The organism is Chryseobacterium cucumeris, assembly GCF_016775705.1.
Lineage (GTDB): Bacteria > Bacteroidota > Bacteroidia > Flavobacteriales > Weeksellaceae > Chryseobacterium > Chryseobacterium cupriresistens.
Window position 1 is genome coordinate 4,158,107 of the sequence record NZ_CP068760.1, and the last position, 11,917, is coordinate 4,170,023.

The window sequence follows — 11,917 nt, forward strand, 5'->3', positions numbered from 1 at the left end:
ATTATTGTATTGTTTTCAAATAATTGATGATTCCTATAACGTCATCCTGACCGAATCCTTTATCATGTGCATTCTGATAGGTTTGAACCAGAGCCTCAGACAGAGGATAATCGGCACCTGCATTTTTGGCAAGAAGGATATCTTTCAGCATCAGGTCAAGGGCAAATGCCGGAGCGTACTGATCGGCAGTCAGCATAGGGGTTTTTACTTTGGTTGCCCCGCTTCCGCTCGCACTTTCGTTGATTATTTCCAGCATGTCTGATCTTTCAATCCCCAGCTTTCCGGCCAATAAAACTGTTTCTGCAAGCCCCTGATAAATGGCAGACAGAAAATAATTGACAGATAATTTTCCTGCAATACCTTTTCCGTTTTCACCTAAATGTTTTACAGATTTTCCCATTTTCAAAAGGTAGGGTATAGCCCGTTGAAGGTCTTTTTCTTCACCTCCTGCCATAATGATCAGGGTTCCTTCCTTTGCCGGCTGGGTGCTTCCTGCTACAGGTGCATCAATAAAGGAGGCCTCTTTTATTTTCACACCAGCAGATGTTGCTGCAGACGCTTCGGGTGAGATCGTACTCATATCTACAAAGAGTTTCCCTTGAATATTTAGTGGAAGAATTTCTTCGTATACTGCTTTTACAGCAGTGTCGTTGGTTAGCATTGTGAATATAATATCACTGTTTTGAACAAGGTCTTTAATCTGGATGCAGACTGTAGATTTTTCTTCAAAATCCTTGGCTTTTTCAGAAGATCTGTTATACACTGAAAGCGGAAATCCAGCTTTTTCAATATTCTTTGCCATAGGATGTCCCATATTTCCTAATCCGATGAATCCGATTTTTTCCATAGTATTTTTTCTATTTTTTTATTGAGTAAGTCTTAATATCCTGATTGAAGATGAGTCCTCTGAAAGGAGATCAATGAGTATATAAAATACGTTTGTTTTGCAGCAAAATATCGACCAAACAATCCCTTTACCCAATTAAGATTTAATTATATTTTTATCCATAAGCTTTTAAAACCGGATAAACTTTCAGAAATTTGCAGCAAATAAGAATTAATGAAGATCGTAGATATAGACAACTGGAACAGAAAAGAACATTTTGAATTTTTTTCTAATATGGCAAGCCCTTATTTTGGATTTACAACGGAGGTGGACTGTACAAAAGCTTATGATACCGCCAAAGAAAAAGGGTATTCATTTTTTGCCTATTATTTTCACAAATCTATGGTGGCCGTTAATAGAGTAGATGAGCTGAAACTCAGAATTATTGATGGGCAGGTGATACAGTTTGACACCGTTCATGCCGGTAGTACGATCGGAAGACCGGATGGTACTTTCGGTTTTTCATTCACTCCTTTCTCAGAAGATTTTGAAACATTCAATGCAGCACTGCAGGAGGAAATAAAAGGAGTACATGAAACCACAGGTTTGAGATTAAGCAACGGAAGACTGGGAAAAGATCACATCAGACATACTACTATTCCATGGAATTCATTCAGTGCGATATTGCATCCTACAGATTTTAATACAACAGAATCAGTTCCAAAAATCGCTTTTGGAAGATTCAATATCCGTGGAGGCAGAAAATATCTACCCGTTTCTATTGAAGCACATCATGGGTTGGCAGATGGCATTCATATAGCCAGATACCTGGAAGAGTTCCAGAAAGAACTGAATCAGGAATAAGACATTATAACAAAAGCCGGACTTAAAACCGACTTTTGTTTTTAGTAATAAATCTTCCCACGTTCTATTTTCAAAATCTGATCCTTTTCCATCTGTTTTATGGTGCGTATAACGGTTTCCACACGTAGTCCCGTCAATGAAGCAAGCTGCTGCCGGGTAAGAGGAATCTGGAAAGTATAAGGCTTTTTATCATCATGATAGCTTTTCAGATAATCCATCAGTAGTTTTAGTCTGGAAACCGGATTTTGAAAAGAAAGGTTATAGAGCATGATATATTTATAGTACATCCTTTCTGCAAGGCACTGATAGATATTTAATGAAATTTCGGGATTATCCTGGATCAGCTTCAGAAAGTTCTGTCTCGGCATGATGAAAATACCGGAGTCTTCCATTGCAATGGCATTCATCGGGTAGGGTCTGTCTACAAAAAGTAAGGATTCTCCAAAGCTATGGCCGTCTGATAATATATTCTGGATAAACTCTTTCCCGTCTTCCATATAATTATTAAGCTTAACTTTTCCTTTTTCAATCTGGTAATAATACATTGGTAAATCTTCTTCCCGGAAAATAATATCTTCTGCTTTATAGTTTTTAATTTCGGCTCCAAATGAGATGAGTAAATTTTCAGTGATCATAGTTCTATTTTTATTTTCAGCTAAAATTTTAAATGCTCTTTAAGAGACTGTTTAATGCTTCAAAATTTATAATAATAAAGGAACTGTGATTTTCTTGATTTCCTATGCAATGTGGTACCATTAATATACCACATATAATCACTTTTTTTGAGTAATTCTTTTGTTTAAATATTGATCCAGATCATAAAAAGTAACCTTGGTAATCCACTACATTTACAACCCATCAAAAAGTAACAGTACAAACAATGGCAAACAGGCTGATAAAAGCTGTTAAGAAATTTTATTAAAAAAATAACGTGGTATCTATGTGGTACACGCTTTTAATAAAATTTTAATCATTTTTTCTTTCTTTGCCAATATAAAATTGATATAAAATTCACATGTGGAATTTTTTTAACATAATTATTCAATAAATACAACCTATACACTATGAAACATTACATTATATTAACTAAAAGTAACAGAATTTTGAATACATAAAAATTAATTTACCCTCAATTAGTAAATCAGCAAAATACAGATAGAAAAGAGAAAAAAAGACTTTGTACTGATATGCGCAAAAGATGCCGTATCTGAAATAAGTAGAGATGAGAAAGTATTATGAAAAATAAAAAACCTGAAACGAACATAGAGGATTTGAATCAAAAGATTCTTGTACAAGACGAAATTATGGCTCTTGCCAAAGCAAATTCTCCACGACTGCTGAATAAATTCAGACTCGTCTATCCCGATTTTTTTAAGAAGTTATCTGCTATACAGCCTGCACTAAAAAATTCTGAATTGATCTTTTGTATTTACCTTAAGCTCAATATGACAACAAAGGAAATTGCAACCTGTATTTTTGTAACTCCAAAAGCGATACAAAACAGGAAAAACAGGATCAGAAAAAAACTCAATATCCCTTCGGAATTTGATATCTATAAATGGTTTAATGAAATTTAAACCATTTTTTTTAAACTTCTACAATAGTTTTATCCAAATCGTGATACAAAAGGATTTTCCAGCGGTTTTCTTTTGCTTCTTTTTCCCACTTCAGCCGTAATTCCATCGCCTTTCTACCGTCAAAATCACTTTTGTAAGCTAAATGATATTTTAAATAAGAAGCCTGCGGGAGGTCATCAGCTCCATAGAAAACAGTTTCATTATTTTCTCTGATCCAGAACACCTGCATAAAAGGCGTGTGTCCGCCTGCAACTTCATAGGAAATTTCATCTGTGATCTGTCCTTTATCATCATTCATCCATGTGATATTCGGGAGCTGAATCAGTTTTTCCAGGATCTCAAAATCAAAAGACGGATTGCCTTTATTTTCCATTGCAAAATCCAGTTCGCGTTTCTGTATATAAATCTGAGCGTTTGGAAAAGCGGCTTCAAAACCATTTTCTGTGAGCTTCACAGCTCCTTCAATATGATCTTTATGAAGATGGGACAGCAATAACCTGGTGACTTGTTGAGGACGGATATTTTCCTTTTCAAGAATTTCTGAAACCACAGTTGTTCCGGAACTGTTTTTCCAGCCAATGCCGGCATCCAGAAGGATATGGTCATTCTCAGTGATGATAAGAAATGGTTGAACCGACATTTTGATTCCACCAGCCTTATCAAAATTTTCTTCTGTTAAAAGCGTAAAATCCTTGGTTTTGCTTGCCGAAAAATTGCCTTCTTTAAGTGGAATGATTTTCATGCTGCAAATTTCCTTATTATTTCTAAGATTCAAAAAGTTTTTCGTCAATATATATTATCCATAAAAACAATCAGACAGACAGAATACTGAAATCATTCTACTTATCTCAAAATCACGCAGCATTCGTAAAAATGTAAAAGAAAAGAGCAGATTATTTCCTTTTTTAATGATTATCTTTGATCTCTTAAAAATCTGACAGTATATATCGTTATCTGCTTTCAGACTACTTTCAATTCAAATAAAACTTTATACGTAATGCAGGAGAATTCTTCCAATGGTATTTCCCGGACTGTTATCTGGCTTATGGCCGTTATTTCCGGACTGGTGGTGGCGAACAATTATTATAATCAGCCTTTACTGGCCCTTATTTCAGAGGAACTGCAGGTTTCTGAGAGTGCAGCAGGTAAAATTTCTGTACTGACTCAGATCGGTTATGCGTTAGGGCTTTTGCTGATTGTTCCGTTGGGAGACAAATTTTTCCGCAAGAAACTCATTTTAATTGATTTGTTTCTTGTTTTCGGATCACTTTTATGGATGACTTTTGCTACTCAATTATGGATGCTGTATGCAGCCAGCTTACTGATCGGGACAACTTCAGTTATTCCACAATTATTTGTCCCTATTGCAGCAGAACTTTCATCAGATAAAGAAAAATCCTCCAACATCGGATTGGTAATGTCCGGATTATTACTCGGGATTCTTCTGTCCCGCTTTGTGGGAGGAATTGTAGGAGAAGTCTGGGGCTGGAGAGCTATGTTTGGAATAGCGGCAGGATTGATGGTCATTGTCTGGTTAGCTGTCTATAAGATGCTTCCGGAAATGTCGCCCAATTTTAAAGGTAGCTATAAAGAGCTGATGCAGTCTGTAGCTCATCTTGCAAGAACACAGCCTGTTCTTCAGCTGGCATCATTCCGTGGGGCAATGGCATTCGGTTCTATGTGTGCTTTGTTTACCACATTGGTTTTTCATATGGAAAAACCACCTTTTAATGCAGGTTCTTCTGTCGTGGGAAGCTTTGGATTAGCCGGGGCTGTAGGAGCTTTAGCTGCTGCTAAGGTGGGAAAACTTCAAAAGTATCTGGATATTAACAGAATTATCTTGTATTCTTTACTGATTGTCATCGGAAGCTGGGGCTTTACCTATTTTGCAGGTGAAACCTATTGGGGACTGATTGTAGGAGTAATTCTTGTAGATTTAGGGGTACAGTCAAGCCATATTATGAACCAGACCAATTATTTCCTTATCAGATCAAATGCAGTCAACAGACTGAATACAGTGTATATGGTTTCTTACTTCATTGGAGGATCACTGGGAACATGGCTGGCTTCTATTGCCTGGCAAAAGGCTCAATGGACCGGCGTATGTCTTGTAGGAACTGTATTTGGAGTACTGGCTTTGATTGCCCATATTTTGTTTTCAAAAAAAGTCAATAAAGCAAACGCAGAAATGTAATTTTTTATATTTATGATTCGTTTAAGAAGCGGGATTTTATCAAAGATAAAATCCCGCTTCTTCTATTTTCAGGTTTATTCAATTTCCGGATCTGCAGAACGCAGCCAGGTTCTTCCCACCTGTGAGGATTAAATTGTAATAATTTTTGTTACATTAAATAAAATACCCTATCTTTGTACTATTAATTTGATTTAAAATTAAATACAATGAAAATAGAAATCTGGTCGGACGTAATGTGTCCGTTTTGCTATATCGGAAAAAATAATTTTGAACAGGCTTTGAATAAGCTTCCTTTTAAAGATGAAGTAGAAATAGAGTGGAAGAGTTTTCAGCTGGACCCAACTTTAGATCCGAAAGAAACTCAGGATACCATTCAATATTTCAGAGAGAAAAAAGGAGTAGCTGAAGCCCAGGCTGCTCAAATGCTGGGACAGGTTACCCAAATGGGAAAAGGGGCCGGAATTAATTTCAACTTCGGAAAAACATTGATCACCAATACATTCAGCGCTCATAAATTGCTTCATCTGGCTAAAAAGCACAACAAATCCAATGAAATGGAAGAGGCATTATTTATCGCTCATTTTATTGACGGCAAAAATGTTGGAGATACTGAAGTTTTGACAGCTCTTGCTGAAAGCTTAGGGATTGACAGAGAAGAAGCACTGCAGGCTATTACAACAGATCAACTGGATTATGAAGTGAATCAGGATATTCAGGAGGCAAGAAACAATGGCATTTCCGGAGTTCCTTTCTTTGTTCTGAACGGTAAATATGCTGTTTCCGGAGCTCAGCCTGCAGAGGTATTTGAAAATGCACTCCAGCAGACTTACAAAGAAACGGTGAGCCCGTTTAAGGATATTTCCGGTGAGAACGGAGCTTCCTGTGATGCAGACGGATGCAGAATTTAAGATATCAGAACCCCAAAATAGTTTTATTTTGGGGTTTTTAATTGAACAGAGTCTTGTATCTTTGTAATACAGTAATAAAAGCTGTGTAAATTTGATTTTTCAATGATAAAAATTAACAACAACACCCATTACTCAATTGATGATACCCTTTTTGTTTTTGCATTAGATTCTGAAGCAGGAACCGTTTTCGACGATAAAAACAAATTGATTACCGGTATCGGAAAAGTAAATGCGGCGATTGAATTAACCAAAGAAATTCATACAAGAAAACCTAAACTGATCGTGAATTTAGGTTCTGCCGGAAGTAAGGGATTTCACAAAGGAGAAGTCGTATGCTGTACAAAATTCATCCAGCGGGATATGGATGTAAGAGGACTTGGTTTTAAATTATATGAAACTCCATTATCAGGAGTACCACCTGTACTGGAATATGGTCTTAAAATGGATACTTTGAAAGAAGGAATCTGTGGTAGCGGTGATAGTTTTGAAATGAACCACTCCGAAACAGATTACAATATTGTAGACATGGAAGCCTATCCGCTGGCATTGATTGCCCAACAGGAAAACATTCCGTTTTTATGCCTGAAATATATTTCTGACGATGCAGGAAGTGATGCTGCTGACGACTGGAGTGTACAGGTACATCTGGCTTCCGAAGCATTTAAGAAAATCCTTTTTTCATAACATTTATTCTTATCATTATGAGTTCAATTATCATTAATAAAGCCTCCGCCGAAGATGTAGAAATTGTACAAAGTTTAGGAAGACAGACGTTTTCCGAAACTTTTGCAGAAAATAATACGGAAGAGGCTATGAAAAAGTATCTGGAAGAAAGCTTTAATACGGAAAAAATAAAATCAGAGTTGAATAATCCTGATTCATTTTTCTATATTGCCTGGGAAGAAGACAATCCGGTTGGTTACCTGAAAGTCAATTCCGGAAAGGCACAGACTGAACTTCAGGATGATACCGCCCTTGAAATTGAAAGAATCTATGTAAAGAAAAGCCATCACGGTAAAAAAGTGGGCCAGCTTCTTTATAACCAGGCTTTGGAAACAGCTGAGCAGCTTGGTAAATCATACTTATGGCTTGGGGTTTGGGAAAAAAACCTGAGAGCTTTACAATTTTACAGAAAAAATGGATTCGTTGAGTTTGATAAGCATATTTTCAGGCTTGGGGAAGAAGAACAGACCGATCTGATGATGAAAAAAGTATTGGATTAATTTTCTGAAAAACAGAAAGATTGTATGTAACCACTGATTACACAGGGTTTCACAGATGATTGTGTAATACAATCCTTTACACTTTCCAAATACCAAAATGAAGCATTCAGAATTTGTAAAACATATTAATCACTATTATCCTTTATCTGAGGAAACCATTAAAGATTTATTGGATATCTGTACAGAAGAATACTACCACAAAAACGATCTTCTGCTGGAATCCGGTTCTATGGCCAGATATTATTACTTTTTAAAGTCAGGACTGATAGGATATTACACAGTAGATGAACAGGGGAATAATATCTATAAAATTTTCTTTGAAGAAAACACCTTTGTAGCTTCCACAGCAGCCATTATTAGAAACGAACCCAGCGATTTCAATATTATTGCATTGGAAGACTGCTCAGTAATACAATATCCCGCAAAAGCTTACCGTGAACTGTTGGAAGAACACCATGACCTGGCTCTTTTTCACCTGCATTATCTGGAAAAAAACTGGGTGGTAAAAAAAGAACCTTTGGAGGTTTCTCTGAAGTATGAAACAGCAAAAAAAAGATATTTGCAATTGCTTGACGATGCATCTCTTTACAACCGGTTGAAACAGCATCACATTGCTTCTTATCTGGGAATTACACCTACACAGCTCAGCCGGATCAAAAAAGAAGTTCAGGGAGATAAATACCATTAAATTTTACCCGTATTTATAATAATCAGTTATTAATGATTTATTTCATGTTTCCGGGATATATCCTGCTATTATGTTAAATTTACATTATATCACAAATGATAGATATAATTTAAAATATTAACCAGACATGAAGTTACATCACACGTATTTCTATCATCCTGATTTTGTAGAAAATAATACAGCTGTTATTGAACATTTTGAAAGGCAGGAAATTTCAATACAAAAAATCCAGAATGCATTAGGCAGGGCAGAACGTTTTATTGTTCCGGAGAATTCTTTTGAAACTACACTTTCTATGGGAATTGAAGCAGCAAAAGGAGTTTTTAATGAAAGTAATATTTCTATCCTCGATATAGATATTATTATTTTTGTAAGCAGCTCTCCTGAACATCATATTCCCTGTGATGCTATCCAGATCCATCATGCATTAGAGGGAAAACCGGATACCTTATGTTATGATATCAATGCCAACTGTATTGGAGCATTTATAGCGCTGGATCAGGTGTCAAAATATTTAAAAGGGACCCGGTCCGGAACAAAAGCTTTGGTAGTTTGTGCCGAAAAATTCTCGAGGATATTAGATCCTGACAACCCGATTACTGCTTTTTGTCTTTCAGATTCTGCTTTTGCTTTCATCGTAGAAAATGATGGGGACGACACCTCAGGGTTAATAGATGTACTATATCATACAGACAGCAGCTTTTGTAATACCGTGCTCTACCCACCTAAAGGAAGTTCAGGTCATCATCATGGCGATCTGGCAACCTGGGATCGTGTTTTCGACGGAATGGCAAGTGTCAATTTTGCACTGGAAAATATCCCCCTTTTCTTAAAGCGCAATCAGATAAGTCTGAAGCAGATTGACTTGTTTTTATTTTCACAGTTTTCTATCAAGAATATCAATATTATCCGCGATTACTTTCAGTTGCCGGAGGAAAAAATTCCTTTTTACTCTAAAGAGCTTGGGTATACCGGAGCATCCAGTCCATTTTTAGCTTTAGACCAATATCAAAAAGAAGTAAAATCATTAAAAAAAGGAGATTATATTCTCATATGGACACTGGGAACAGGCTATCAGGCGGGATTAATGCTTTGGAAATATTAATCATTGACTGATCTAATTTTATGAAAAGAATTAACAAAAGCTTCAACATAGGTTGAGGCTTTTCTTTTTTTTATGCTGCAATTTTGCTCTGTTAAAGATGCATTGGTACACAATATGTTTAAAGAAATATGATACCAGTGATTATGATTAATTAAAAATTTTTCAGCATGAAGAAGCTTATCAACATTGTATTTGTACTGACTGCATTTGTACAGTTATCAGCACAAAAAATTATTCATCAGGAAATTTTCAGTCCGAAAATGAATAAAAAAATCAAAACAGTGATCATCACTCCCAATTTACAGCCTAATACCAGGTATCCATCTGTCTATATTCTTCATGGCTTCAGCGGTAATCCGGACAGGATTATCAAACAGGATATTCCTGATCTGGTTAAAAAAGCTCAGCAATTTAAAACCATTTATGTCCTTCCGGATGGAAACTACAGTTCATGGTATGTAGACAGCCCGATTGTTAAGGATTCCCAGTATCAGACCTTTATTGGAAAAGAGCTGGTAGAATTCATTGATAAAAACTATCCTGTGAAAGCTGAGAAAAAATTCCGCGGGATTTTAGGATGGAGTATGGGAGGCTATGGAGCTACCAACATCGGGGTTACGTATAACAAGACATTTGGAATCGTTGGAAGTTCATGTGGAGCACTGGACTTCAATTCGTTCGGGGAAGGATATCAGAAATATATGGTGAATAAAGTGCTGGGACCATTGGAGTCTATCAATCCGAATTTCCTTACGGACAACAAAATAAAACTGATGGCCGCAGCAGATCAGCAATATATTTTCGACTGTGGTACAGAAGACACTCAAATGATTAATATGAACAGGAATTTTCATAAAAAGCTGACTGAAATGAAGATCCAGCATCTCTACACAGAATCTTTAGGCGGGCACGTTCCGGAATACTGGAGCAGATCATTATCTGAACAATTGTCTTTATTTGACAGGTTTTTTAAACAGTAAATTACTCCACAAAAGACACAAAGTTTTTAACCAAATAAATTTTTAGAGCAAATTTTTATGCGGAATAAGTACGCATAAGTTTTGCTAAAATCTTTGATTTTCAACTTAGTGTGAACTTTTTTTGCAGCATCATTTTAAACTTGCTTCATTGAACTAAAATGTATTAATATATAAGCTTTTGTGACTTTTGTGGTTTGTAAAGTTTTAAAATTTATAAAAAACCTTTTTGAGCTATGCCCAAAAAGGTTTTCGATTGATTGAATGTTCAAAAATGCCAACTAACCAGGCATTCTATTAAAAATGTTGAAAGTTTTTCCCCAAATGCTCCTCTATCACAAAGAACGGATCTTCCGTAAGGGTGTGTGCTCTCATATCGATAAGACTTACTTTGCTCATCATACGAAGCATGATCCTTCTTTCACATGGCTGTTCTATACCGTCAATATTTCTTATTCCCGCACGGAAGGCCGATCTTCCATGAGCACATAAGTGATTATTAACAAGAATAACATCACCAGCCTGAGGAGTAAATCCTGAATAAATCAAATGTCGGGCTTCTTCCCAGAACTCATGCAGTGTATTCTGCGCTTCATCAGACTGTCTGATGCTGGAATTGAAAAGCTGTTCAGCAGCATCGAATCTCATGAAAGGAAGGCTGTAATTGCCATACAATACAGAATCCAGGGTTTCTTCTTCACTGTTTCCCGTTTCCAGGTTGGCATCTTTCGGAATTTTATAAATAGGATCAAAAAGAGCTCTGTACTTTTCCCCGATAGACTCATGAGAACGGATGGAATATAGCGTTGAAGGAACCTGCTCTTCGTTTCTCACATACATAAAGCTTAAAAAATCAGCCTGATGTTTCAGAAAAGCGTCTTCCGTATGGACATATAAATCTGTAGAAGATCCTGATCCTGTCTGTGTTTCTTTCATTTTTTCATCAGGAATGATGGCATGGATCAGTCCGCCGCCTTTACGCTGTGAATAATATTGTACCGGTTTTGATGGAAGTGCGCCATGGATAAGGGCACATGCAAAGCCATATAAATTAAATTTTGAATAATCGGCCGCCTGCCAGTTGGGAGGAGTAGAGCCTATATTCTCCTGATCGATATCCATGAGTCCGGTAAAGATCAGTGCACCATATTGATTTTTTGAAAAGTCACTCGCAAAATCAGCCGCTATATGCAAAATTCTCTCGGGTAAAAAATAAGACGCCAGCTGATGCACATGCTTAATAAAATCACGGTTTTCATAAGTGTCATACTTTTTCTGAAGATGCAAAGCCGCATCTTTTATCATTCTTCTTTCCTGAGAGGTAACTTCTATGACCGTAGGAAGCAGTTTTACCGCTGTTAAACAGTCTTTATCTAAAATTTCTGTAGAATTCATTAAAAAAAATTTGGTGTTAAATAATAATTTTTATCTTTGTTTTTAATTATTCTAAATAACAATAGTCGAGTCAAATTTAGTAATAATTATGCAATCACCAAATAAAATATAATAAAAAATGTAAAATTTAAAAACCTGACTATCAGATATATATAATCAT

General features: G+C 36.2%; 13 protein-coding genes. 9 read left to right on the forward strand and 4 right to left on the reverse strand.

Going from position 1 to position 11,917, the window contains the following annotated elements; all coding sequences use genetic code 11:
• Window position 1: 1 nt before the first annotated feature.
• Window positions 2–847 (reverse strand): NAD(P)-dependent oxidoreductase, encoded by an 846-nt coding sequence (locus JNG87_RS18575; protein WP_202840269.1) that lies wholly within the window; start codon window positions 845–847, stop codon window positions 2–4.
• Window positions 848–1,060: 213 nt separating this feature from the next.
• Here JNG87_RS18575 and JNG87_RS18580 point away from each other — a divergent pair, with 213 nt between their 5' ends.
• Window positions 1,061–1,690, forward strand: coding sequence for a chloramphenicol acetyltransferase (locus JNG87_RS18580; RefSeq protein WP_202840271.1), 630 nt, complete (start codon window positions 1,061–1,063; stop codon window positions 1,688–1,690).
• A gap of 41 nt (window positions 1,691–1,731) precedes the next feature.
• On the opposite strand, the gene JNG87_RS18585 is transcribed toward JNG87_RS18580, so the two are convergent.
• Entirely contained in the window at window positions 1,732–2,325 is a 594-nt protein-coding gene (locus JNG87_RS18585; protein WP_202840273.1) for a Crp/Fnr family transcriptional regulator, read from the reverse strand.
• A 600-nt stretch (window positions 2,326–2,925) separates the two neighbouring features.
• On the opposite strand from JNG87_RS18585, the gene JNG87_RS18590 reads away from it, so the two are divergent.
• Window positions 2,926–3,267: a helix-turn-helix transcriptional regulator gene (locus tag JNG87_RS18590; RefSeq protein ID WP_202840275.1), complete on the forward strand. Its 342-nt coding sequence runs from the start codon at window positions 2,926–2,928 to the stop codon at window positions 3,265–3,267.
• 10 nt (window positions 3,268–3,277) lie between these two features.
• On the opposite strand, the gene JNG87_RS18595 is transcribed toward JNG87_RS18590, so the two are convergent.
• Window positions 3,278–4,009, reverse strand: coding sequence for an MBL fold metallo-hydrolase (locus tag JNG87_RS18595; RefSeq protein ID WP_202840277.1), 732 nt, complete (start codon window positions 4,007–4,009; stop codon window positions 3,278–3,280).
• Between the two features lie 255 nt (window positions 4,010–4,264).
• Between JNG87_RS18595 and JNG87_RS18600 the strand changes: the two genes are divergently transcribed.
• From JNG87_RS18600 to JNG87_RS18630, 7 genes are all read left to right on the forward strand, one after another.
• Entirely contained in the window at window positions 4,265–5,461 is a 1,197-nt protein-coding gene (locus JNG87_RS18600; RefSeq protein ID WP_202840279.1) for an MFS transporter, read from the forward strand.
• A gap of 206 nt (window positions 5,462–5,667) precedes the next feature.
• Window positions 5,668–6,369, forward strand: a complete 702-nt coding sequence (locus tag JNG87_RS18605; RefSeq protein ID WP_202840281.1) for a DsbA family oxidoreductase — start codon at window positions 5,668–5,670, stop codon at window positions 6,367–6,369.
• A gap of 102 nt (window positions 6,370–6,471) precedes the next feature.
• The gene (locus JNG87_RS18610; protein WP_202840283.1) at window positions 6,472–7,053 is read left to right on the forward strand and encodes a nucleosidase; all 582 of its coding nucleotides are present in this window, start codon (window positions 6,472–6,474) and stop codon (window positions 7,051–7,053) included.
• Between the two features lie 17 nt (window positions 7,054–7,070).
• Window positions 7,071–7,592, forward strand: coding sequence for a GNAT family N-acetyltransferase (locus tag JNG87_RS18615; RefSeq protein ID WP_202840285.1), 522 nt, complete (start codon window positions 7,071–7,073; stop codon window positions 7,590–7,592).
• A 97-nt stretch (window positions 7,593–7,689) separates the two neighbouring features.
• Window positions 7,690–8,280, forward strand: coding sequence for a Crp/Fnr family transcriptional regulator (locus JNG87_RS18620; protein WP_202840286.1), 591 nt, complete (start codon window positions 7,690–7,692; stop codon window positions 8,278–8,280).
• 127 nt (window positions 8,281–8,407) lie between these two features.
• Window positions 8,408–9,385 carry a 3-oxoacyl-ACP synthase III family protein gene (locus JNG87_RS18625; protein WP_202840287.1) on the forward strand — a complete coding sequence of 326 codons (978 nt, stop codon included), beginning with the start codon at window positions 8,408–8,410 and terminating at the stop codon, window positions 9,383–9,385.
• Between the two features lie 167 nt (window positions 9,386–9,552).
• Window positions 9,553–10,365 carry an alpha/beta hydrolase gene (locus JNG87_RS18630; RefSeq protein WP_202840288.1) on the forward strand — a complete coding sequence of 271 codons (813 nt, stop codon included), beginning with the start codon at window positions 9,553–9,555 and terminating at the stop codon, window positions 10,363–10,365.
• 294 nt (window positions 10,366–10,659) lie between these two features.
• On the opposite strand, the gene JNG87_RS18635 is transcribed toward JNG87_RS18630, so the two are convergent.
• On the reverse strand, window positions 10,660–11,757 hold the full coding sequence (locus JNG87_RS18635) for a TauD/TfdA family dioxygenase (RefSeq protein WP_202840289.1): 1,098 nt from the start codon (window positions 11,755–11,757) through the stop codon (window positions 10,660–10,662).
• Window positions 11,758–11,917 lie beyond the last annotated feature (160 nt).

What these genes read in the sequence shown, in the direction of transcription:
- JNG87_RS18605 (WP_202840281.1), top strand. Translation starts at nt 5,668, where the DNA reads ATGAAAATAGAAATCTGGTCGGACGTAATGTGTCCGTTTTGCTATATC.
- JNG87_RS18600 (WP_202840279.1), top strand. Translation starts at nt 4,265, where the DNA reads ATGCAGGAGAATTCTTCCAATGGTATTTCCCGGACTGTTATCTGGCTT.
- JNG87_RS18595 (WP_202840277.1), bottom strand. Translation starts at nt 4,009, where the DNA reads ATGAAAATCATTCCACTTAAAGAAGGCAATTTTTCGGCAAGCAAAACC.
- JNG87_RS18580 (WP_202840271.1), top strand. Translation starts at nt 1,061, where the DNA reads ATGAAGATCGTAGATATAGACAACTGGAACAGAAAAGAACATTTTGAA.
- JNG87_RS18610 (WP_202840283.1), top strand. Translation starts at nt 6,472, where the DNA reads ATGATAAAAATTAACAACAACACCCATTACTCAATTGATGATACCCTT.
- JNG87_RS18625 (WP_202840287.1), top strand. Translation starts at nt 8,408, where the DNA reads ATGAAGTTACATCACACGTATTTCTATCATCCTGATTTTGTAGAAAAT.
- JNG87_RS18575 (WP_202840269.1), bottom strand. Translation starts at nt 847, where the DNA reads ATGGAAAAAATCGGATTCATCGGATTAGGAAATATGGGACATCCTATG.
- JNG87_RS18635 (WP_202840289.1), bottom strand. Translation starts at nt 11,757, where the DNA reads ATGAATTCTACAGAAATTTTAGATAAAGACTGTTTAACAGCGGTAAAA.
- JNG87_RS18620 (WP_202840286.1), top strand. Translation starts at nt 7,690, where the DNA reads ATGAAGCATTCAGAATTTGTAAAACATATTAATCACTATTATCCTTTA.
- JNG87_RS18630 (WP_202840288.1), top strand. Translation starts at nt 9,553, where the DNA reads ATGAAGAAGCTTATCAACATTGTATTTGTACTGACTGCATTTGTACAG.
- JNG87_RS18615 (WP_202840285.1), top strand. Translation starts at nt 7,071, where the DNA reads ATGAGTTCAATTATCATTAATAAAGCCTCCGCCGAAGATGTAGAAATT.
- JNG87_RS18590 (WP_202840275.1), top strand. Translation starts at nt 2,926, where the DNA reads ATGAAAAATAAAAAACCTGAAACGAACATAGAGGATTTGAATCAAAAG.
- JNG87_RS18585 (WP_202840273.1), bottom strand. Translation starts at nt 2,325, where the DNA reads ATGATCACTGAAAATTTACTCATCTCATTTGGAGCCGAAATTAAAAAC.